This is a genomic window from Paeniglutamicibacter sulfureus (genome assembly GCF_039535115.1).
Taxonomy (GTDB): Bacteria; Actinomycetota; Actinomycetes; order Actinomycetales; family Micrococcaceae; genus Paeniglutamicibacter; species Paeniglutamicibacter sulfureus.
The window spans coordinates 685202-708199 of the sequence record NZ_BAAAWO010000001.1; the positions used below are offsets into that span (position 1 = coordinate 685202).

18 protein-coding genes are annotated in these 22998 nt (G+C 67.4%); 11 read left to right on the top strand and 7 right to left on the bottom strand.

Annotation, left to right across the window (positions count from 1 at the left end):
• Nucleotides 1-63: 63 nt before the first annotated feature.
• Genes ABD687_RS03100 through ABD687_RS03110 form a run of 3 tightly spaced genes read right to left on the bottom strand, consistent with a single transcriptional unit; the run spans nucleotide 64 to nucleotide 3607 of the window.
• Entirely contained in the window at nucleotides 64-972 is a 909-nt protein-coding gene (locus tag ABD687_RS03100) for a MaoC family dehydratase (RefSeq protein ID WP_310287316.1), read from the bottom strand.
• The gene (locus ABD687_RS03105; protein ID WP_310287314.1) at nucleotides 969-2306 is read right to left on the bottom strand and encodes a 3-oxoacyl-ACP reductase; all 1338 of its coding nucleotides are present in this window, start codon (nucleotides 2304-2306) and stop codon (nucleotides 969-971) included. Before ABD687_RS03105 ends, ABD687_RS03100 begins: the two co-directional genes overlap by 4 nt.
• 2 nt (nucleotides 2307-2308) lie before the next feature.
• Nucleotides 2309-3607, bottom strand: coding sequence for an acetyl-CoA C-acetyltransferase (locus tag ABD687_RS03110; RefSeq protein ID WP_310287311.1), 1299 nt, complete (start codon nucleotides 3605-3607; stop codon nucleotides 2309-2311).
• A 69-nt stretch (nucleotides 3608-3676) separates the two neighbouring features.
• On the opposite strand from ABD687_RS03110, the gene ABD687_RS03115 reads away from it, so the two are divergent.
• Entirely contained in the window at nucleotides 3677-4390 is a 714-nt protein-coding gene (locus ABD687_RS03115) for a TetR/AcrR family transcriptional regulator (protein WP_264271260.1), read from the top strand.
• A gap of 131 nt (nucleotides 4391-4521) precedes the next feature.
• Entirely contained in the window at nucleotides 4522-6585 is a 2064-nt protein-coding gene (locus ABD687_RS03120; RefSeq protein WP_310293321.1) for an acyl-CoA dehydrogenase family protein, read from the top strand.
• A gap of 97 nt (nucleotides 6586-6682) precedes the next feature.
• Here ABD687_RS03120 and ABD687_RS03125 read toward each other — a convergent pair whose 3' ends face one another.
• The gene (locus ABD687_RS03125; RefSeq protein WP_310287308.1) at nucleotides 6683-7327 is read right to left on the bottom strand and encodes a maleylpyruvate isomerase family mycothiol-dependent enzyme; all 645 of its coding nucleotides are present in this window, start codon (nucleotides 7325-7327) and stop codon (nucleotides 6683-6685) included.
• A gap of 300 nt (nucleotides 7328-7627) precedes the next feature.
• Entirely contained in the window at nucleotides 7628-8506 is an 879-nt protein-coding gene (locus ABD687_RS03130) for a VOC family protein (protein ID WP_310287305.1), read from the bottom strand.
• A 54-nt stretch (nucleotides 8507-8560) separates the two neighbouring features.
• Here ABD687_RS03130 and soxR point away from each other — a divergent pair, with 54 nt between their 5' ends.
• From soxR to ABD687_RS03145, 3 genes are all read left to right on the top strand, one after another.
• A complete protein-coding gene (gene soxR, locus ABD687_RS03135; RefSeq protein WP_310287303.1) occupies nucleotides 8561-9043 on the top strand; it encodes a redox-sensitive transcriptional activator SoxR in 483 nt (160 codons plus the stop codon).
• Nucleotides 9044-9812: 769 nt separating this feature from the next.
• A complete protein-coding gene (locus ABD687_RS03140; RefSeq protein WP_310287301.1) occupies nucleotides 9813-10619 on the top strand; it encodes a PspA/IM30 family protein in 807 nt (268 codons plus the stop codon).
• A gap of 482 nt (nucleotides 10620-11101) precedes the next feature.
• Nucleotides 11102-12616 (top strand): SDR family NAD(P)-dependent oxidoreductase, encoded by a 1515-nt coding sequence (locus ABD687_RS03145; RefSeq protein ID WP_310287298.1) that lies wholly within the window; start codon nucleotides 11102-11104, stop codon nucleotides 12614-12616.
• A 37-nt stretch (nucleotides 12617-12653) separates the two neighbouring features.
• Here the strand turns inward: ABD687_RS03145 and ABD687_RS03150 are convergent, their stop codons facing one another.
• The gene (locus tag ABD687_RS03150; protein WP_310287296.1) at nucleotides 12654-15176 is read right to left on the bottom strand and encodes a PEP/pyruvate-binding domain-containing protein; all 2523 of its coding nucleotides are present in this window, start codon (nucleotides 15174-15176) and stop codon (nucleotides 12654-12656) included.
• Between the two features lie 205 nt (nucleotides 15177-15381).
• Between ABD687_RS03150 and pepN the strand changes: the two genes are divergently transcribed.
• Entirely contained in the window at nucleotides 15382-18039 is a 2658-nt protein-coding gene (gene pepN, locus ABD687_RS03155) for an aminopeptidase N (RefSeq protein ID WP_302266049.1), read from the top strand.
• A gap of 50 nt (nucleotides 18040-18089) precedes the next feature.
• Here pepN and ABD687_RS03160 read toward each other — a convergent pair whose 3' ends face one another.
• Nucleotides 18090-18521 (bottom strand): VOC family protein, encoded by a 432-nt coding sequence (locus tag ABD687_RS03160; protein WP_264271252.1) that lies wholly within the window; start codon nucleotides 18519-18521, stop codon nucleotides 18090-18092.
• A 149-nt stretch (nucleotides 18522-18670) separates the two neighbouring features.
• Between ABD687_RS03160 and ABD687_RS03165 the strand changes: the two genes are divergently transcribed.
• The 5 genes from ABD687_RS03165 (at nucleotide 18671) to mtnN (ending at nucleotide 22992) form a co-directional block, all read left to right on the top strand.
• Entirely contained in the window at nucleotides 18671-19324 is a 654-nt protein-coding gene (locus ABD687_RS03165; protein WP_302266048.1) for a dihydrofolate reductase family protein, read from the top strand.
• A 33-nt stretch (nucleotides 19325-19357) separates the two neighbouring features.
• Nucleotides 19358-20074 (top strand): VOC family protein, encoded by a 717-nt coding sequence (locus tag ABD687_RS03170; protein WP_310287292.1) that lies wholly within the window; start codon nucleotides 19358-19360, stop codon nucleotides 20072-20074.
• Between the two features lie 122 nt (nucleotides 20075-20196).
• Nucleotides 20197-21570, top strand: a complete 1374-nt coding sequence (locus ABD687_RS03175; RefSeq protein WP_310287290.1) for an NAD-dependent succinate-semialdehyde dehydrogenase — start codon at nucleotides 20197-20199, stop codon at nucleotides 21568-21570.
• A 187-nt stretch (nucleotides 21571-21757) separates the two neighbouring features.
• Entirely contained in the window at nucleotides 21758-22225 is a 468-nt protein-coding gene (locus tag ABD687_RS03180) for an S-ribosylhomocysteine lyase (protein WP_310287288.1), read from the top strand.
• A complete protein-coding gene (gene mtnN / locus ABD687_RS03185; protein WP_310287285.1) occupies nucleotides 22222-22992 on the top strand; it encodes a 5'-methylthioadenosine/S-adenosylhomocysteine nucleosidase in 771 nt (256 codons plus the stop codon). Before ABD687_RS03180 ends, mtnN begins: the two co-directional genes overlap by 4 nt.
• The last annotated feature ends 6 nt before the right edge of the window (nucleotides 22993-22998 follow it).

Below are 22998 nucleotides of genomic sequence, written 5' to 3' on the forward strand. Positions count from 1 at the left end.
GGAACAACTCGAGTCTTCCACAAAGCCCCCCACCAGTTCCCGGCCCGCGGTGTGTTGCCTGACCTAGTCCCCGGCGGGCGGCACCTTCCCGTGCGCGGCGACCGATCCGCTGAAGTGCGGCTTGCCGCTGCGCGCACCCCACCCGCTGAATGTCGTTTCACGCTCGCCGACCCGGATGGCCACATCGACGCTCGAGGGCAGGAACACCGGGGTGGCGAACTCGATCCCCCAGTCATAGCCGACACCGTGCGGTGCCGCTGAAGCCAGCGCGCGCCCGGCCAGGTACATGCCGTGGGCGATCGCGCGATTCATGCCCAGTGCCCGGGCCGAGGCCGCCGAGAGGTGGATCGGGTTGTAGTCGCCCAGCACCGCCGCATAGGCGCGCCCCGTATCGGCGGCAAGCCTCCACGACGCCGTGCGTTCCGGATTGTCCCGCGGCGGCCTCGGTGCCGCAGGGGCGCTCGGCCTGGCCCCGGGCCACACCCCGCGTGCCAGATAGGTGGAGGCCCCGCGCCACACCACATCGGCACCCTCGCCGGCCTCGACCACCAGGTCAAGCTGGGTGCCAGCGCGGTGCTCGCGCAGGTTCACGGCACGGGCGGTGGCCCAGAGCATGGCGCCCGGCGATATGGGCCGGAGGTGGGTGACCTGGTTGGCCAGGTGGACCATGCCCAGCAGCGGCAGCGGGAAGTCCTCGCGCACCATCACCGACATTGCCAGCGGGAACACCATCCCGTGCACGAACACGCTGGGCAGCTCATCGCGCACCGTGTCCCCCATCAGCCGCTGGTAGGCAACCAGCTTGGCCGCATCGACCTGCAAGCCCTCCAGGTGGTGCTCGACCTCCGGCAGCGCGCCGCCCGCCGGCTTGGAACCCGGAAACTGGGCCGTAAGCCGCGCGCCGGCGGCCTTGGCATAGAGCGATCCGAGCGACGGGGAAGCATCGAGCAACACCCGCGTGTGCGCGCTCATGCCCCCACCAGCGACTGCCCACACACCCGAAGGGTGCGTCCGTTGATGCCCGCCGCCGCGTCGGAAGCGAGGAAGCCGATGGCCTCTGCGACATCGACAGGCAGCCCGCCCTGCATCAGCGAGGGCATGAGCATCCTGGCCACGGCACGCGTGGCCACCGGGATCCTGGCGGTCATGTCGGTCTCGATGAAGCCGGGCGCCACGGCGTTGATGCCGCCGCCCTTGGCCGCAAAGGCGGGTGCGGAGGCCCGCACCATGCCGATGACCCCGGCCTTGGACGCCGCGTAGTTGGTCTGCCCGCGGTTCCCGGCAATGCCGGAGGTCGAGGCCAGGGAGACGATGCGCAGCCCCGGCAGGTCGGCGGCGAGGAATGCCGCGTTCATGGCCAGCTGCGAGGAGATGTTCACCGCGATGACCGAATCCCAGCGCGCGGCGTCCATGTTGGCCAGCAGCTTGTCGCGGGTGATCCCGGCGTTGTGGATGACGATGTCCAGGTGCCCGTGCCGCGCCAGGGCGTGCTCGATGATCTTCTCCCCGGCGTCCGCGCGGGTCACGTCCAACTGCAAGGCGGTGCCGGAGACCTGGTTGGCGACCTTCGCCAGCGCGTCACCCGCGGCCGGGACATCGACCACCACCACGGTGGCGCCGTCGCGGTGCAGCGTGGCGGCAATGGCCGCACCGATGCCGCGTGCGGCACCGGTGACCACGGCGACCTTCCCGGCCAGTGGCCTGCCGAAGTCCTCCGGCAGTTTCCCCTCGGCAGAGTCGATGGCCAGGAACTGCCCGTTGACGTAGGCGCTGCGGCCCGAGAGCAGGAAGCGCAGGGCCGCCAGCGCCGAGGGTGCGGTGGGGGCAACGCCCTCGCCGAGCACGACCCCGTTGGCGGTGGCCCCGCCGCGCAACTCGCGGCCCACCGAGCGCAATGCACCGTCGATGCCCTGGCGCACGGCGGCGACCGCGGGTGCGTCAGTGGAAAGCGCGGCGCGGCTGATGCCCACCACGCGTCCGCCGGGGGCGAGCTGGCGCAGCGCCTGCCCGGCCGCGAGCATGGGTGCCGAGAGCCCCTCCGGGGCAACGAGATCGTCGAGCAGCAGGAGGATTCCGCCGAGCGTGGACACCCCGACGGCGTGCCGGCGCACGTCAAGGCCCCAGCCCAGCAGCGTGTCGGCGAGTTCCTGCGTGGAGGGCGAATTGCCCAGCAACAACAGTGGGCCCGGCAGCAACGGGGCGCCGGGCACGTGGCGGCGCAGGATCGAGGGGCGAGGCAGGCCCAGGGACTTGGCGAGCTTCTTGGTGAAGCCGGAGTTCACGAGCTCCAGGTACTTATCGGCCATGATCAGCGTGCCTCCAGGATCGCCACGACGCCCTGCCCGCCCGCGGCGCACACGGAGATCAGGCCGCGGCCCGAACCCTTTTCATGAAGCATCTTCGCCAGGGTGGCCACGATGCGACCGCCGGTGGCGGCAAAGGGGTGGCCGGCGGCCAGCGAGGAGCCGTTGACGTTGAGCTTGCTGCGGTCGATGGACCCCAGCGGTGCGTCAAGGCCCAGCTTGTTCTTGCAGAAATCTTCGTTTTCCCAGGCGGCCAGCGTGGAGAGCACAGTGCCGGCGAAGGCCTCGTGGATCTCGTAGAAGTCGAAGTCCTGCAGCGTGAGGTTGTTGCGCTTCAGGATCCGGGCCACCGCGTAGGCCGGGGCCATCAGCAGCCCTTCGGCACCGTGCACGAAGTCCACGGCGGCGGCCTCGAAGTCCACGAAGTTCGCCAGCGTCGGCAGGTCGTTTTCGCGGGCGTACTCCTCAGAGCCCAGCAGCACCGCGGAGGCGCCGTCGGTGAGCGGCGTCGAGTTGCCGGCCGTCATGGTTGCCGCGGCTCCCAGGTTCCTGCCGAAGGCGGGTTTCAGGGTCGCAAGCTTTTCAAGGGTGGAGTCTGCGCGCAGGTTGTTGTCCCGGGAGACCCCGGCGAAGGGGGTGATGAGGTCGTCGAAGAAGTTCCTGTCGTAGGCAGCGGCCAGGTTCTTGTGGCTGGCCAGGGCAAGTTCGTCCTGCGCCTCGCGGCTGATGTCCCAGGTCTTGGTGGTGATCGCCTGGTGGTCGCCCATCGACAGGCCGGTGCGTGGCTCGCCGGTGCCCGGTGCGTTCGGCGCCAGGTCGCGGGGGCGGAATTTCGACAGTGCCTTGAGCTTGGCGCTGGTGGAGCGGGCGCGGGAGATATCCATGAGTACCGCGCGCAGTCCGTCGGAGACGGCGATCGGTGCATCTGAAGTGGTGTCCACGCCGCCGCCGATGGCCGAGTCGATCTGTCCGAGCTTGATCTTGTTGGCCAGCGAGCCGATGGCCTCCATGCCGGTGGCGCAGGCCATCTGCACGTCGTAGGCGGGGGTTTGCGCGGAAAGGGAGGTGCCCAGCACGGATTCGCGCACCAGGTTGAAGTCCTTGGAATGCTTGAGCACCGCACCGGCGGCGACGGCGCCCAGGCGCTGTCCCTGCAGTCCGAAGCGTGCGATGAGTCCGTCAAGTGCGGCGGTGAGCATGTCCTGGTTGCTGGCCCTGGAATAGGCGCCGTTGGATCGTGCGAAGGGGATGCGGTTCCCGCCGATGACGACGGCCGGACGAATGGCTTGCAATGGTTCGGACATGCTGTGGGGCTCCTGGCGCAGATGTGAGATGGGTTACTGATACCCAGCGTACCTGATACGCTGGGTAACGTGAAGAACCCAACCACCGAAGTCCCCATGGCACAGCAGGGCGATACCGGCACCGACCGCCGCTCGGCACGCTGGGACGCACACCGTACGGCCCGTCGCATCGAACTGATCAAGCTCGCCCGGCGTGCAATTCACGAGTTGGGGCCCAACGCCTCCATGGAGGACATCGCCGCGCACGCCAACACCAGCAAGCCGGTGTTCTACCGCTACTTCGGCGACAAGGACGGCTTGCGCCACGCAGTGGGCGAATTCGTCATCCAGCGCTTCCGTGCCGGGGTCATCGCTGCAGGACGCAAGTCCAACGGCAACGGCGAGGCCCTGCATGCCATGATGCTCGCCTACCTGCAGATGGCCTCGAACTCGCCCAACATCTACTTCTTCGTCACCGCCAGCCCCTCGGTCGACGTGCTCACCGACCCGGCCGGTGCCGGTGGCCGGATGCGCGAGGGCGCGCTGAACGACTTCTTCGACGAACTGACCTCGATGATGCGCGAACGCATGCACGCCTACATGGGAATCGCCCCCGGTCAGCTTGCCAGCCCCGCCCTTGAGCTCTGGCCGCGCGCCTCCATCGGCATGGTGCGGGCCGCCGGCGAGTTGTGGCTGCGCGCACCGGAGACCAAGGAACGGCCCGGCATCGAGGAACTCGCCCAAAGCATTGCCGACTGGCTCACGCACGGCGTGGCCCACCAGGCGCAAGCAGAACGACCCTGAACGCAACCACATGGCCGCCGGCAACGGCACACACAGACGCCAGCACCAACCACTACGAACCCCAAGACAGTTACCCCGCACCGCGAGGGCAGCGCAACCGAAAGGCAGATACGCCAGTGACCCAGGAACAAATGACCCTTGACACCGCAGACGCCACCGTCGATGTGGCGGCCCTCGGCGAACAGCTGCTGGGCCGCTGGGCAGCCATCCGCAAGGAAGCCCGCGCCCTGGCCGGCACCGAGGCCGTGCGCGGCATCCCGGGCCTGGGCATGGACGAGCACCGCGAACGCGTCTTCTCCCAGCTGCACGAGCTGGTCAACGCCAAGGCCGTGCACCGCGCCTTCCCCAAGCGCCTGGGCGGGGAGGACAACCACGGCGGATCCGTCGCCAGCTTCGAGGAACTGGTCACCGCCGACCCGTCCCTGCAGATCAAGGCCGGGGTCCAGTGGGGGCTGTTCGGCTGCGCGGTGCTGCACCTGGGCACCAAGGAGCACCACGACAAGTGGCTGCCGGGCATCATGTCCCTGGAAATCCCCGGCGCCTTCGCCATGACGGAGATCGGGCACGGCTCGGATGTCGCTTCCATCGGCACCACCGCCACCTACGACCCGGACACGCAGGAATTCGTGATCAACACGCCCTTCAAGGCGGCCTGGAAGGAATACCTCGGCAACGCCGGCGTCCATGGCAAGGCGGCAACCGTGTTCGCCCAGCTCATCACCGGCGGGGTAAACCACGGCGTGCATGCCTTCTACGTTGACATCCGCGACGAGAACGGTTTCCTGCCCGGAGTCGGCGGCGAGGACGACGGGCTCAAGGGCGGGCTCAACGGCATCGACAACGGCCGGCTGCACTTTACCGACGTGCGCATCCCCCGCACCAACCTGCTCAACCGCTACGGCGACGTCACCGCGGACGGCACCTATTCCTCGCCGATCCACTCCCCCGGCCGCCGCTTCTTCACCATGCTCGGCACCCTGGTCCAGGGCCGCGTTTCCCTGGACGGGGCCGCCACCGCGGCCTCGAAGATCGCCCTGCAGATCGCGGTGACCTACGCCAACCAGCGCCGCCAGTTCAACGCCTCCTCGGATACCCGGGAGGAAACGATCATGGACTACCAGCGCCACCAACGCCGGCTGATCCCCCGACTGGCCCGCACCTACGCCGCTTCCTTCGCCCACGAGGACCTGCTGGAAAAATTCGACGGGGTGTTCTCCGGGATTACCGACACCGATGAAGACCGCCAGGACCTGGAAACCCTTGCCGCGGCATTGAAGCCGCTGAGCACCTGGGACGCCCTGGACACTCTGCAGGAGGCCCGCGAGGCCTGCGGTGGCGCCGGGTTCATTGGCGAAAACCGATTCACCTCCCTGCGCGCGGACCTGGACATCTACGTCACCTTCGAGGGCGACAACAACGTACTGCTGCAGCTGGTCGGCAAGCGACTGCTCACCGACTACGGGCAGGAATTCCGTAAGCTCGACGCCGGGGTCCTGGCCCGCTACGTCGTCAAGCAGGCCGAGAACGTGGCACTGCACCGCACCGGGCTGCGCTCGGTTGGCCAGGCCTTCGCCGACACCGGGGATGAGCGCAAGAGCGCGAACTTCTTCAAGGACGAGGCCAACCAGCGGGCGCTGCTCACCGACCGGATCAACACCATGGTCGCGGAGATCGCCGACGCGTTGCGCGGGGTCTCCACCAAGGACCGCGCTACCGCGGCTGCCGCCTTCAACGAGAAGCAGGACGCGCTCATCGCCGCTGCCCGCGCGCACGGCGAACTGCTGCGCTGGGAAGCCTTCACCCGGGCGCTGGCCCAGACCACGGATGCAGGCACCCGCACGGTGCTGACCTGGCTGCGAGATGTTTACGCGCTGTCCCTGATCGAGGGGAACCTCGGCTGGTACCTGATGAACGGACGCCTGTCGATGCAGCGTGCCCGCACCCTTTCCGGATACATCAACATCCTGCTGGACCGATTGCGCCCACATGCCCAGGGTTTGGTCGATGCCTTCGGCTATGGCCCAGAGCACCTTCGGGCGAAGATCGCCGACGGGTCCGAGCAGGAGCGCCAGGACGAGGCGGCCGAATATTATCGTCGGCTGCGCGCCAGCGCGGATGCCCCCGTGGATGAGAAGGTGCTGATCGCCAGGGAAAAGGCAGCCAAAAAGGCAGCACACGAGGCGGCCAAGAAGTAGTCGCCGGCACGCGCTCCCGACGGGAGGGCGGCGCGGACCAACGGGCAAGCAACTGCCCCGGCCCGCGCCGCCCTTTCGGGTTTGTTGCAGGTTGCGTCTAGCCGCGCGTTCTTTCCACGAACGCTCCGGCTCCCGGACCGGTGAGTTCGTCGGGGGCAACGGGCCTCCCCGAAACCGCCAGGAGCAGGGCGATCGCCTTCCCGTGAACTTCCTGGCCGGCACCGTGCCCGAAGGTCGTGTCGGTGGCAACCAAGGTGTATCCCGCGGCACGTTCCTTCCCGCCGCCCATCTTGACGCTCGTCCGCAGTTGGTAGGCCAGGGCCTTGGCGACAGGGGAAGCCGGATAGTCGCCGCGCATGCCCAGCGGACGACGAATGTCCTCCCCATGCACGAACGCCTCGACCAGTCGCGTGGCCGGTGCCGCAGGCGGGGTGCTCGTGCGCCCGAGCACATCGCGGAACCCGGCCAGGGTTTGGGCAGGGTCTACGCACCGCTGCGTGGCGATGCCGACGGCGTTGTCCTTGTCAAAATCGAAGCCCGCAAGGACCATGCGCCGGATAAATCCCCACCTCGTGGCCTTGGCGGAGTCAGTCAAATGGGCCAGTACGTCGTGAACATCCCAACCTGGGCACAATGACTGTGTCTCCCACTGTTTTGCCGACAGGTTCTCCAGATCGCGGAGCAACGCCAGCCTCTCGTCGTGCACCACGGGCCAGACTTCGGGGTTGTGTCGCGGGGTCATGGAACCACCAAAGCAGCAGTGCGCCGGATTGGCAAGAAAGCGGAGCGCAGGTCGGCACCGTGCACCAGCGGCGACGTGCGGAACTCCCTTGCCGGGAGGCCGCACGATACCGTCAAGCCATGGTTTTCGGAACGCCCAACAGGTAGCCCACACGGTAAACCAACGTTCCATTTCACGCCGCCTCACCCGACAGGGGATGCGCGGCTGTCGACCTTCCCGTGATTCTCAATTGGGCATCGTGTCATGGGTGAATCGACTCCGCATGGCCCAAACTAGAGAGCATCTAGTGGAGACGGAAAGCTACCCGCTGATTATCGAAATTCCTGGGGCGGGATCCACTCGGGATTTCCTCGCTCGTGACTCGATCTGAACGGTGAGGAACCCCCGGGCTGGTCGAGATGATTCCGTGGGGAACCACACCCGCTCCCGGTGCACAACGATCAGGAGACCATCATGGCCACCCATGGATGCGAAGGTGCTGGAGCAATCGTAAAAGTTGGGGATGGCCAACTCCTCGGACAGCGTTGCCACGGCGTCCAGCACGTCTTCAACGCCGAGGCCGACTTCACTGATCGACAAGATTCTCGGGTTGTCACCCTTGCTGGAATCAGTGCACGTGTCCGCGGCGCGGGCAATGAATTCCAGGATGATGCCTTCGGGACCGAGAAAATACAAGGAGCGGGAATTCCAATCATCCGGGCCAGGGATGATCTCGGAGCCGTCCGCCTGGAATAACGACACGCGACGGGCTAGCCATTCGTGCGCCCGTTCAAACTCTGAGGGCAGGATTCCGAATGCGAGGTGATGGACGCCGTCAAAACCATCCCCCGCGGCCATCGATAGTCGGGACGAGCCAATGACGACATCTGCGCCGGCGGGCGTCCATTCGACCGGCAGCAGCAGGGTGTCGCGGTAGAACTGCACTGCCATCGCGAGGTCACTGACCGTGATGGATACGTTTCGGATTTTCATTTGTGAAATGCCTTTCGTTGGGAATCGGTACTGCGGCATGCCGTTGAAGTCAGATGATTCTTGGGCCGTAACTTCCAGCCAAAAGAATCCGGTTTGATTCGTGCGGCAGAAGGTTGCGTTGATCGGCTGGCGACACTTCCCCCGCCGAGCTGTTTCCTGGGCAGCCTCAATCTCAGTGGTTGTTTGCGGGCGGCGCGTACGCACCATGGAACTAGCTAAAGCTAACTTGAGGTCAAGCTGGGGGCCTGACAACATGAGCACATGAGCACCGCCAAACCCAAGAGCATGCTGCCTATCGGTGAAGTTGCGAGCAGGGCAGGAGTCTCGGTGCCTACCGTGAGGTACTACGAATCTCGAAACCTCATCACCTCTGAACGAACGGCCGGCAACAAGCGCGTCTTTCGCCGCTACACCCTGCGGCGATTGGCCATCATTGCCGCAGGACAACGAGTAGGTCTCACCCTGGCGGAGATTGCAGAGGCACTGGCCGAACTCCCACCGGACAAGGCGCCGACCCAGGACGATTGGCATCAACTCAGCACGCACTGGGCGCTCTTGGTGGCACAAAGAATCCGCCAGCTGGAAAAACTCCAAGGATCACTCGACGATTGCATCGGCTGCGGTTGCCTCTCCCTCGCGAAGTGCCACCTCTTCAATCCTCAAGACGAGGCGGCATCTGAAGGCCCGGGTTCGCGTTGGGTTCGAAGGAGCGTGGACGACGACGGAAAAGGTGTCAACGGTTGAACGCCGTCTCCTGCCCTCAGGAAGTCCCTGTCGCTGTTGCCAGACTTGCAGTTCCTGACGAGCGGCGCCTCAGTAAGTCAGTCAACAACCGATGCGCTTTTGGTCGTTTTGCGTCCGCCGGGGTTGTTTGCCTTGGGAGCGCCGCGCCCCTCAAATAGGGGGGCGACACCTGTTTTCCCACGTGATCGAGGGCTTGAGTGACCCCCTCAAGAAGGGGATGTGGCACCATTACTAGCTTTTCACAAGGTTCGTTGGTCATGCTGATTTCACGGTCTGATTAGGGACAACAATCCCAGTCACGGTTTGCGAACTGCTTGTTGGGTCACCGATTAAACCGTTCGGCTCGATGCGCGGACTCCCCCCACCCCGCGCAATTGGGTCGGGCGCAATCCCGCGTGGGGATGCTGCGCAGGCGAGGGTCCCGTTTCCGAAAGGCGGGACCCTCGTTGCTGGGCACGGCCGAGCCGGCCTCAATTTGTGGAGGCGAAACTGCGGACGGGGAAGAAAGCTGCTCGTGGGAAAGACTTTCGCAAGTTGTTTTCGGGTTGACGGCCTATGAGATAGTTGGGCGTGATGGCGCTTCCCGGGATCCTTCCACTCGTGGAACCAGAATCGCAGGGTCGGCTGTGGGAATCTATGATCGCGTTCGGAAAAGGACTGACATTCTGTGGTCTGGGGGTCGGACGAACAACAATGGTCTTCGGTTGGGCCGGTTCAAGCCGTCGCATAGAATTGATGCAACGCGGCTTATGAAAGGGCGATACACCCCATGAAGAACTCAATTTTTTCACGACTGTTTCGAATCGGTAAGTCCAACGCCAACGCTGCGCTGGACGCTCTCGAAGATCCGCAGAAGATGCTGGACCAGCAGGTTCGCGACTACACCAACAACATCGCCCAGGCCGAAACCGCCGTCGCACAGACAATCGGCAACCTGCGCATGCTGGAGGACGACTACAAGATCGCCCTGAACGATGCACGCGAGTGGGGCCAGAAGGCATTGGCTGCCTCCAACAAGGCCGAGGAATTCACCGCAGCCGGCGACAGCACCAATGCCGAGAAGTTCAACAAACTAGCGACCCTGGCCATCCAGCGCCAAATGGCCAGCGAGAAGCAGGCAAGCAACGCCGAACCGAACATCGCCTCGCAGCGCGAGATCGTGGAGAAGCTCAAGACCGGGCTGAACACCATGGGCACCAAGCGTCAGGAGTTGGTTGCCAAGCGCGACGAGCTGGTGGCACGCGCCCGCAACGCCAAGACCCAGGGCCAGATGATGGACGCGGTCAAGGCCCTGGACATGAACGACCCGACCTCGGAGATCAACCGGTTCGAATCCAAGATCCGCGCCGATGAGTCGCGCGTGCGCGGCGCGGCGGAACTCGCCGCATCCTCCCTCGATGCACAGTTCGCTTCCCTCGAGGACCTGGGTGAGGCCACCGAGGTCGAGGCCCGCCTGGCGGCGATGAAGGGCGAAAGCAACATCCTGGAGCAGGGAACCGCTCCGGCGATCGAGGAAACCGTGGCCCCCTCGGAAATCGAGGCCCGCCTGGCGGCCCTGAAGGCCAAGAACCAGTAACCCTTCGCGAAGACCACGGCCCAATGTCGGGACCCGTTTGTGGCGGATGCGACCTATTCGTATCCGCCACGTTTCCTGTCGCGGAAAGGCGTCGTCGGCGGACACACAAATGGTGTTGGCCTAAATGGCAGCAGCATATCGAGCAGGCGAAGTCCGGCCGTCTCCACCAAACTGCAACGTGGCCACCCTCCGCATCGAACGTTGGAAACCACTTGATGCGTTTCGGTATATACCAAGGTCGCCTCTGCGAAGGCGTTGGCGCGTTCGTTGCCGTCCTTGAGGATGGTGTGGACGGAGCCCCGGTCCTGCACAGAGGCGTTCCGCCATGACCGGATCGCAGCCAGGCGCCCGTTGATTGCCTCGCTCACCTTCCACTTTAATAGTTGTTTCATAGGCCCGCACCGCCTGCACCGGTTTGCCCCATGCCCACCAAATCAGGCGTTCCGGCCACGGGGAGAGCTGCCGGTAGACTAGATATCGACATGACTGAGAATTATCCTGCGGCCGATGCGGCCGGCAACGACGAGATTTTTACCGACGCCGAACTCCAGGCCGCCCTCAAGGTGCTGGGCCAGGTGCACCGCCTGGACGCCGAAGACGAGCGCCACGTTGCCGTGCGCCGGGCCACGGGAAAGATGTTCAAGGCCGCCAAGCGGCACCGCAAGAACGAGAAGCGCTCTGCCATCAACGCCGCCGACCGCGCCGTCGTTGAACGCACCGCCACGGGCTCCCCGCAGCGCCTGGATGACGAAACACTGGGTCTGGATCTGAGCACGCCGACCGAGGACCACACCGCCGGGGAGTACATCAAGCCGCGCGGCTGCTACATCTGCAAGCAGCGCTACACCACGGTCGATGCCTTCCACCACTACCTGTGCCCGGAGTGCGCCGCCGCCGGACGCGAACGCCGCGACGCCCGCACCGACTTGACCGGCAAGCGCGCGCTGCTCACCGGCGGGCGCGCCAAGATCGGCATGCACATCGCCCTGCGTCTGTTGCGTGACGGCGCCCACACCACCATCACCACGCGCTTCCCGCGCGATGCCGCCCGCCGCTTCGCCGCGCTGGAGGACTCCGCGGACTGGATCCACCGCCTGCGCATCGTCGGCATCGACCTGCGCGACCCCTCCCAGGTGATCTCGCTGGCCGACCGCGTCGCCGCCGAGGGCCCGCTGGACATCCTGATCAACAATGCCGCGCAGACCGTGCGCCGCACTTCGAACTCCTACCTGCACCTGGTCGAGTCCGAGAACCAGCCACTGCCGGCCGAACTCGAGTTCGCCGCCGGCGGCCCCGAGGTATGGGGCGAGGCCAATCCCCCGTCCGAGCACCCGCGCGCGCTGGCCAGCGCCTTTAGGCTGGAGGACTCGGCGCTGTTGGTCCCCGCCACCCCCACCACCTACGACGCGCAGGCGGTTGCCGAGCTCGCGATGACCGCCGGATCCGCCTCGCTGGAACGCATTGCCGCGGGCACCGCGATCGACGCCGGCGGGCTGGTGCCCGATGTGGTCACGGAGAACTCCTGGACGCAGATCCTGGGCGATGTCGACGCGCTGGAAATGCTCGAGGTGCAGCTGTGCAACGTCACCGCACCCTTCCTGCTGGCCTCGCGCCTGCGCCCGGCCCTGGCGGCGAGCGACGCGCACCGGAAGTACATCGTGAACGTCTCGGCCATGGAGGGGCAGTTCTCCCGCCGCTACAAGGGCGCCGGGCATCCGCACACCAACATGGCCAAGGCCTCGCTGAACATGCTCACGCGCACCAGCGCCGAGGAATTGCTGCAGACCGACGGGATCCTGATGACCGCGGTGGACACCGGCTGGATCACCGACGAGCGCCCGCACGATTCCAAGGTCCGCATGGTCGCCGAGGGCTGGCACGCGCCGCTGGATTTGATCGACGGCGCGGCCCGGGTGTACCAGCCGATCGTCGACGGGGAACGCGGCATCGACCTCTACGGCTGCTTCCTGAAGGACTACGAACCCTCCCCCTGGTAGGAAGACGCATGGTTCGGGCGCCGGCTCCGGGGAGGGGTCAGGGGCCCTCGCCGACCGCGGTGATCCGTCCGGTGCCCCCGTCGACGGTGACGCGGTCCCCGTCGGCCAGCACATTGGTGCCGGTGCGGGTTCCCATCACGGCGGGGATGCCGTATTCGCGGGCCACGATGGCCGTGTGAGAACCCAGGCCACCGGTATCGACAACCACGGCCGCCGCCCGCTGGAAAAGCGGCGTCCATGAGGGGTTCGTGTACGGGCAAACCAGAATCTCCCCGGCCCGCAGTTCACCGAAGCCTTCCGGCCCCCGGATGACGCGCACGATTCCGGTGGCGGTGCCCCGGCTTGCCGGGGTGCCCCTAAGCAATGCGTTGCCCTCCGGGGCGCGCGGGGCGAACGCCGCATCCAGATCCAACAGCGGGACACCGGCAAGTTCTTCCCGTTTGGCCGACCGCGCGCGCACGATGCCGTGCCAACGTGCCGCCTCCCCGGGTGCCAGGGAGCCGCCGCCGTCAATGGACGCGAGCTCCTCGAAGCGCAGGTGGAACACCTCGTGGGCCTCGTCCAGGACGCCGGCGGAGCGCAGCCGCGCTCCCAGCTCCAGCAGCGCCCGGCGCAGTGGCGGCAGTGCCATGGTCAGGTAAAAGTGGCTGTCTTCCCGGAACCCCATCCCCCGCCGGGCGGCTTCCACGGATCCCAGCGCCCACGTGCGCAACCGGCGGCCGCGCAGGGCCCGGTGGTGCAGCAGGGACTCGAGTGCCTCGCCGGTTTGGTTGGTTGTCGCGGGAGGCTCGACCAGAAGCATCTTCACCAGCCCGAGCACAACGGCGGGGGCATCAATCCAGGTCGGGGAGCTGCTGAGCACCAGGCTGACGGTTTCCCGGTGGCCGTACTCGGCGAGGAAGTCGTCGAACTCCTTGCCGAAGGCGGCAAACTCCGACTCGACCGCCAACTGCTCCAGCAGCTCCCGGGGCGAAAGCCCGGCAAAGGCCCGGGCCAGGTCCACGTCGTTCCGGACCAGGCCGGCCAGGTGCTCCAGCACCTCGTTGCCCCGGGAGGTCTGGGTAGGGGCACCGGCGATCAAGGCCGAGGCCAGCCGGTGCTTGCCCAGGATCAACAACATCGCCCGGAGCCCGAGCTGGGGCAGGAACGCGCCCGGCAGGTAGGACACCCGCAGCTGGGTGACCAGCTCGGTGGCCCGCAGGGCGCGGCGGGCAAAGGCCACCACGGCCGCCCAGTCCAGTTGCCCCAGGTCCCGGGAATTGAGCTCGTCGATGTCCGCCAGGAAGGAGGCGAACCGCGCGTCCGCCCGCCAATTTGCCGGATCGAAGCGGCGCGCCCGCCGGACCACCGAGAACGGCGCCGCCAGCGTCCGCAGCGTCGGCCGCGGGGAGGGCACCACCAGCCGGCTGACCACCCCGTCCTCCTCCGGGAGCATTTGGCTCACGGAGGGGAAGCGGACCCCGAGGCTTCCGGCCATGGATTGCAGCATCCCCACGATCCCGAAGCGCAGCCATCCGGAGACATCCAGCGGATAGGGACGTTCCTGGAACATCTCGATGAAGAACGGTCCCACCCGCCGCTGCAGGGGGTTCAGCACCACCGGTTCGGGAGGCAGTGCGGTCATCGGCCGCGACTGCAGCACCAGCACCTTGTCCCCGGACACCGCCCATTCCATGTCCTGCGGTGTCCCGAAGTGCTCGGTCGCCCGGCGGGAGATGCGCGCCAGCTCGGCCAGCCGCGCCTTGCCCAGGATCCGGCCGACGGACACCGTGCCCGGTCGCTGCCTGGTTCCGCCGCCGGATGCGGCCTCAACGACGGTTTCCGCCCCTCCCGGGCTCCAGTCCCGCAACCGTCCGGAGGCATCGAGGACGTAGTGCTCGGGCGTGACAAGGCCCGAGACGACCGACTCCCCCAGGCCCGCCGCCGCGTCCAGGACGGTCCTGTCCCGCCGGCCGGTTACCGGGTCGGCGCTGAACATGACACCGGCGACCTCGGCTGGCACCATCTCCTGGACGACGACGGCCATCCCCAGACCCCGCTCGTCGATGCCCCGGCGCGCCCGGTACGCAATGGCCCGATCCGTCCAGAGCGAGGCCCAGCACGCCACCACCGCCTTGAGGAGCGCAGCCTCCCCCGTCACGTTCAGAAAGGTGTCCTGCTGGCCGGCGAAGGCGGCACCGGGCAGGTCTTCGGCCGTGGCGCTGGAGCGCACGGCCACGGGACCGGAGCCCAACCGGCGGTAGGCGGCAATGATCTTCCCGGCAAGCGGGGCCGGAACCGCGACGGCGCCAACCGCCGTCCGGATGTCGTGTCCCGCGGCCCCGCCATCGAGCAGTGCCGAGATCCCGGACCGCAGCCCGGTGTCGTCGAGCATCGACGCAAACCCTGCGGTGCTGATGATGAAACCCGCCGGGACCGGCAGCCCGATCCGCAGCAGTTCCCCCAGGTTCGCGCCCTTCCCCCCGGCCGCGGCAAGATCCCCGGCCCCGAAATCCTTCAGGTCGCCCACCTCCGGCGTTTCCCGGCGGTGGCGCGCCGCTTCACTGTGTCCTTCGAGCATGCCGATACCCTCAATCCGTTCCGGTTTCCGCGTGGGCCCGGCGCCACCGGGGAGTCCCGGACAGTGGTTTGAGTTCAAGCTAGCCGAGGGCACCGCAAAAAGACAGGTTCGTCCGTGGGCGCCGGCCCCGCCGCGTTGTGCGAAGCTCTCCGGGGCCCGGCATTGTCAAACGCTCGTTTCATGTTTGAATGGTCTGGTGGATCACATGCAGAGAACCCCCGGCCAGAATGAAAACCTGACACGCGACGAGGCCGCCTGGCGCGCCGGCACCCTCCGCATGGTCTCCTGCGAGGTGGACCTGGACCTTTCGACGGCGCAGGACCCCTCGGTGACCGGGTACCGCTCGCTGACCACGCTGTGCTTCACGGTCCACGGCACCACCGGCACCTTCATCGACTTCATCCACGAATCCGTCCAATCGATCACGCTCAACGGAGCCCCGGTGGACCCCGCCGAAGCCGTCGCCGGCTCGCGCATCTACCTGCACGGCCTGGCCGCGGGAGATGGCGAGGTGAACACCGTCGTCATCGATGGACACGCGAAGTACTCGCGCAGCGGCGAGGGCCTGCACCGCTACGTCGACCCGGCCGACGGCCAGACCTATTGCTACACGCAATTCGAACCGGCCGACGCCCGCCGCGTCTACGCCAACTTCGAACAGCCAGACCTCAAGGCGCCGTTCACCTTCATCGTGCGCGCCCCGCATCACTGGCACGTGGCCTCCAACCAGTCCCCCGTCCGGGTGGACCAGCACGGCGACGGAACCGCCACCACGCACTTCGCCCCCACCCTGCCGATTTCCACCTACATCACCACGGTGCTGGCCGGACCCTACTTCGTGGCCACCGACACCTACAGCCGCACGCTGCCCGACGGCAGCGAACTGGCCATCCCGCTCAATGCCACCTGCCGCGCCTCGCTGGCCGCGCACTTCGACGCGGCGAACATCCTGGAGTTGACGAAGGCAGGGCTGGACTTCTTCCACGAGCTCTTCGACTACCCGTACCCGTGGGGCAAGTACGACTCCGCCTTCGTGCCCGAGTACAACCTCGGCGCCATGGAGAACCCCGGGCTGGTGACCTTCACCGAACACTATGTCTTCACCTCGCGCGCCACCGAGTCCCAGCACGAGGCCCGCGCGAACACCATCATGCACGAGATGGTCCACATGTGGTTCGGCGACCTGGTGACCATGGCCTGGTGGGACGACTTGTGGCTCAAGGAGTCCTTCGCCGACTACATCGGCACCCTGGCCAACGCGCAGGCTACCGAATTCGACACCGCCTGGGTGGCCTTCGCCAACCGCCGCAAGGGCTGGGCCTACGTGGCAGACCAGCTGCCATCCACCCACCCCATCGTCGCGGACATCGCCGACCTGGAGGCCGCGAAGCAGAACTTCGACGGCATCACCTACGCCAAGGGCGCCGCGGTGCTCAAACAGCTCGCCGCCTACGTGGGGGCCGATGCGTTCCGCGACGCCGCGCGCACCTACTTCCGCGCCCACGAATACTCCAACACCACCCTGGCCGATTTCCTTTCCGCGCTGGCCGCAGCTTCCGGACGGGACATGGGCGCCTGGTCCGACGCCTGGCTCAGGACCGCCGGGGTCCCGCGCCTGGGCATCGAGCTGGACATCGTCGACTCGAAGATCACCGCCGCGACGCTCACGCAGTCGGGCACCGACCCGATCACCGGCACCCCGATCGCCCACCCGCACGTACTGGACGTCGGGCTGTTCAACGTGGTCGACGGGGCGCTGGCCCGCACCGCATCCCACCGCGTGGAGCTGGCCGGAAGCACCGTGGCGCTCCCCTTCCTGCTCGGAGAGGCCCGCCCCGACTTGATCCTGCCCAACGACGGCGATGACACCTACGCGATGGTGGACTTCGATCCGGTCTCCCTGGCGACGTTGCTGGCGCACCTGGGCACGCTGTCCGATCCGCTGGCCCGCGCCAGCTGCTGGGCGGCACTGTGGAACATGGTGCGCGATGCGAAGCTGCCGGCCCCCGATTTCCTGGCCGCTGTGCGCTCCCACGCCGAATCGGTCACCGAGGTAGCGGTCTTCACGCAATTGCTGACCCAAGCCCGCACGGCCATCACCCATTACCTTCCCCCGGTGCTGCGCGATGCCGAGCGCGCGGCCCTGGCCGAGGCGATCACCGACTGGCTCGGCCGGGCGGAGCCGGGCAGCGACAAGCAGGTCGCCGCCGCCCGCGCACTGGCAGTGCTGGCCCGCGGCGGCGTCGCCGGGCCACTGGTCGACGCGCTGCTGGCCGGAGAGCAGCCACATCCGGGGCTGGAGCTGGACGAGGACCTGCGTTGGGCGCTGTGGCAGGCCAAGGCCGCCTCCGGCACGCTGGACGAGTCGGCGCTGGCCCGACTCGAGGCCGACGCCGCCGCGCACCCCTCGGCCGTGGCCACCTCCGGCCGCCTGCTGGCCTTGGCCGCGCGTCCGGAGCCCGCCGTGAAGAAGGCGTCATTCACCGCGGTGCTCACCGGGCGCGACGCGGATGGCTCGGCACTGTCAAACGAGGCGGTCTCCGCCATCGCGGCTGGCTTCCAGCTGGGCTCCCGGGAGCTGCTCGACGGGTATTACGTGCAGTACTGGCCGGAGCTGGCCGGGATCTGGGAATCGATGAGCATCGGCATGGCCACCCGCGTGATTGCCGGGCTCTTCCCCGCCGCCCAGGACCTGGGGGACGACGCGGTGCACCCGGTCATGGCACGGGTGGACGGCTGGCTCGCGGGGAATCCGGACGCCCCGGCGGCGCTGCGGCGCATCCTCTTGGAGGAACGCGACTACCTCTCCCGCGCCTTGGCCGCCCAGCGTCTCAGCGCCGGCCAACGTCTCGGCGCCGGCTAGCCTCCACCCCCCCGCCGTGCCGCCGGGGCGGCAAGGAATGGCACCGACGCCTACCGGATGCAGAACTCGTTGCCCTCGGGGTCGGCCAGCGTGTACCAGGCGAAGGGCCCCTGGCTGGCCTCGTGCAGGAACGTCGCCCCGCGGTCCAGCAACTTCTCACGTGCCGCGTGCCTGTCCCCCAGGTCAAGATCCAGGTGAATCCGGTTCTTCACGGTCTTGGGTTCGGGTACCAGCTGGAAGAGGATCCGCTGGCGCGGCACCTTGCCCAGCTGGTCCAGCGGGCAGATTCCCGCCCCGCTCCGCCAAGCCAGCTCGCCGTCGAAGATCAGGGTTTCGTCCTCGCTGGCATGGCCCTCGTCGATCATCTGCTGGATGAAGTCCGGGTCGCTGGGCTCCACCGTCCAGCCGAGCGTCTCCGCCCACCAGACGGCCTGCTTGTGCGGGTTGTCGCTGTCGATGGTGATTTGAATTGAGAGGTCCATGGGCACACGCTATTCCGCACGGGGTCCCGATTCAAGAGGCCTTCTCCCCGCCGGCCCTTGCCGCCCGGTTGCCCCGAACGTATTCTGGGCCGTGTGTCGCCGAAGCCGGCCGCGGCGGCATCGAACACCGACTTGAAAGCGAGCGCACCATGTCATTGGTGAGGGTCCACAATTTCGGCCTGTCGATCGACGGCTACGGCGCCGGCAGCAACCAGGGATTGAAGGAACCGCTCGGGGTGGGCGGCGAGGAGCTGCACGAGTGGATCTTCGGCACCGCCTACTGGCACCAAAGGACGGGGCAACCCGGCGGCAGCACCGGGAAGGACGATGCCTGGCTGCGGGCCGGGGACGAGGGCATCGGTTCCACCGTCATGGGCAGGAACATGTTCGGCCCCATCCGCGGCCCCTGGGACGCGGACGACGACGCGCGTTCGTGGCGCGGCTGGTGGGGCGAGTCCCCGCCCTTCGGGCACGACGTCTTTGTGCTCACGCACCATGGGCGCGATCCCCTGCCGATGGCCGGCGGCACCACCTTCCACTTCGTCAGCGACGGGATCCGTGCCGCACTCGAGGCCGCGCGGAAGGCCGCGAACGGTGGCGATGTGCGCATCGGAGGCGGCGTGCACACCGTGCGCGAGGCGGTGGCCGCGGGCCTGGTCGACCAGCTGCACCTGGCCATCGCACCGGTGCTGCTGGGCGCCGGGGAACCGCTCTTCACCGGGAACTGGGCAGAGGACGGCTATCGGCTGGTCGCATCCGAGCAGGGCGAGGGCGCCATGCACGTGCGCCTGCAGCGTTCCTGAGGCACACCGAACGCCTGCTGTAACCTTGTGCCCATGTACCTGGAAAACATCGTCTTCGACGCGGTGGATCCGCGGCGCCTCGGCACTTTCTGGCAGGACCTGCTCGGCGCCGAGCTGCTCACCGACTCCCCGGAGGGGTTTGAGACCCGCCTCTCGATTCCCGGCGGACCCGATCTGGACCTCTGCTTTCAACCAGTCCCCGACCCGCCGGCGGATCCCGTGCGCCTGCACCTGGATGTGCTCAGCGGCCCGGCACGGGACGCAGTGGTTGCCGAGGCCCTGCGGCTCGGGGCCAGGCACCTGGACATCGGGCAGGGCAACGTCCCCTGGGTAGTGCTGGGCGACCCGGAGTCAAACGCGTTCTGCGTCATGGACGACCGGACCGCGCACCGCGACACCGGTCCCATCGCCGCCATTCCCATCGATTCGGCCGACCCGGAACGGGACGCACGCTTCTGGGCCTGGCTGACGGGGTGGACCGACGCCGGCGCCGCGGCGCCGAGGACCCTGCGGCACCCCTCCCTGCGCGGACCGCTGTTGGAGTTCTGCGAGGAGCCCGCACCCAAGTCGGAGCTGAAGAACAGGATGCACCTGGACGTGAGGCTGGAGGCAGCCGACGATCCCGACGAGGTTGCAGCGGGGATCGGCGCACGCGGCGGGCGGGAATTGCGCCCGGACTGGGGAGACATTCCCTGGCGGGTCTACCAGGACCCCTCCGGCAACGAATTCTGCGTCCTTCCCGCACCATAGGCCGTCTGCACCCGGGAGGACGGCGGCCAGGGATGACGCCGCCCCACGGGCCGGTTGGTGATCGGGGGCACACGTGGATTACGGTGGCCAGTAACCACGTTCTGCCGTCCCAAGGAGTTCCCATGAGTGTTTACGCAGTAACCAACCCGGCCACCGGCATTCTCGAAGCCACGTATCCCACGGCCGGCGACGCGGACATCCAGGCCGCGCTCTCACGCGCCGATGCCGCCTTCGGCAGTTGGAACACCACGCCGATCGCCACGCGTGCCGCCCTGCTGACCCGTGTAGCGGACATCTACGAGGAACGCCGCGACGAACTGGCCGCAATCATCACCCGCGAAATGGGCAAGCCGATCTTCCAGTCCGGCAAGGAAATCGACATCACCGTCTCGATCTACCGCTACTACGCAGCCAACGGCGAGAAGTTCCTGGCCGACGAGGAGCTGGAGGTCGCCGCCGGCGGCACCGCGCTGATCCGCAAGGAGGGCGTGGGCGTTCTGCTGGGCATCATGCCGTGGAACTTCCCCTACTACCAGGTCGCCCGCTTCGCCGCCCCCAACCTGATGAACGGCAACACGATCCTGCTCAAGCACGCCCCGCAGTGCCCGGAATCCGCGCTGGCCATGGAGCAGATCTTCACCGACGCCGGCGCCCCGATGGGTGCCTACGTGAACATCTTCGCCACCAACGGGCAGGTCGCCGACATCATCGCCGATGACCGCGTGCAGGGCGTCTCGCTCACCGGCTCCGAACGCGCAGGCTCCGCCGTGGCGGAGATCGCCGGCCGCAACCTGAAGAAGGTCGTGCTGGAGCTCGGCGGCTCTGATCCGTTCCTGGTGCTGGAGGACGCCAACGTCGCCCGAGCGGCCAAGCAGGCCATGATGGGCCGCTTCGGCAACACCGGCCAGGCCTGCAACGCCGCCAAGCGCATCATCGTCGACGAATTGGTCTACGACGAGTTCGTCGATTCCTTCACCGGCGCCGTGAGCGGCATCAAGGTCGGGGACCCGGCACACCCGGAGACCTTCCTGGGCCCGCTGTCCTCCGCCGCCGCCAGGGAAGGTCTTGCCGCCCAGGTGCAGGACGCCATCGACAAGGGTGCCACGGTCCTGGTCGGCGGATCCGTTCTGGAGGGCGCCGGATCGTTCTTCGCACCGACGGTGCTGGCCGATGTCACACCGCAGATGCGCGCCTACACCGAGGAGCTCTTCGGCCCGGTGGCCGTGCTCTACAAGGTCTCCGGCGACGAGGAGGCGGTGGCCCTGGCCAACGCCTCGGCCTACGGGCTGGGGGCCTCAATCCAGACCGAGGACATGGACCGGGCGCATGGCATCGCCAGGCAGCTGGAGGTCGGCATGGTCTCGATCAACCAGACCAGCGGGTCGGCCGCCGAACTCCCCTTCGGCGGGGTCAAGCGCTCGGGCGTGGGCCGCGAACTGGGCAAATACGGCATGGAGGAGTTCGTGAACCGCAAGCTGGTCACCTTCCGCGGCTAGCGGAACGTCGAGTGGGGGGCTGCATGTACGCGGCGGCCCCCTGCCGGGTCAGGCCCCGGGCGGGTTGCCTTTCGGTCGGCGGGCGATCCGGCATTCCGGGGGCCGGCCGCGCTCCGGTTAGAATTGATGGTGGAAGTACCGGGCACAAGCTGGCCCGGCGTCGAAACACCGGCAGGAAAGCGCAACCATGAACCCCGAACGCATGAACGTTGAGTCCTTCAACCTCGACCACCGCACTGTCGCCGCACCCTACGTGCGTGTCGCCGACCGCAAGGTGCTCCCGCAGGGAGATGTCATTACCAAGTATGACGTGCGCTTCACCCAGCCCAACGTTGCCCACCTGGAGATGAAGGCGATCCACTCCCTGGAGCACCTCTTCGCCGAGAAATCCCGCAACTACTCGGAATCCGTCATCGACTTCTCCCCCATGGGCTGCCAGACCGGCTACTACCTCATCATGCAGGGCGAGCCCGATGTCGGGTCCGTGGCCAACCTCGTCGAGGCCACCCTCACCGACGTGCTGCAGGCCACCGAGGTCCCTGCCGCCAACGAAATCCAGTGCGGCTGGGGCGAAAACCACTCGCTCGCCGGCGCGCAGGAGGCCGCCCGTGCGTTCCTGGCGCAGCGCGCCGCCTGGGAGCAGGTCACCGCGTGAGCGGCATCGACGTCGTGGTCATCGCCGCCATGGAGGAGGAGACCCTCCCGTTCCTGGCGCGCGCCACCTCCGTGGGCGAACCTGTCCGCGTCGGCAACTCGATCCAGCGCACCGGAACCCTTGAGGGCCTGAACGCACTCTTCGTCCAGGGCGGCATCGGCCTGGTCAACGCGGGTAGCGCCGCCACCGCGGCACTGCTGCGGGCCAACCGGGAAGACCCCGACGCCCCCACGCCCTTGGTCATCAGCGCCGGCAGCGCCGGCGGACTGGGCGATTCGGTGCGGGTGGGAGACGTTGTCATCGGTTCGGTGAACATCAATGCCGATGCCGATGCGCGCGCTTTCGGCTACGAGCTCGGGCAGGTGCCCGGCATGCCCGCTTCCTACCCGGCGCCGCGATTCCTCCTCGACGCGAGCAACATCGGGAGCCCGGGGCACGGAATCGTGGCCACCGTGCACCACGGGCTGGTCGTGTCCAGCTACTCGTTCGTCGGACACGAACGTTCGGCCGTCATCAAGGAGCAGTTCGACGGAGCGTTGGCCACCGACATGGAGTCCTCGGCGATTGCGCAGACCTGCGCCTCCTTCGGGGCCCCGTTCCTGGCCATCCGCGGAATCTCGGACCTCTGCGGTCCGGCCTCCGATGAGGACTTCCTGGATCACGTCGATGACGCCGCCGAGCGCTCTGCCGAGATCACCGCGGCGTTCCTGAGGTCCTGGCAGGATTCCGGGACCCCGCGCAAGGAAACCGAGCTGGCGCTGGCCTGACACCGG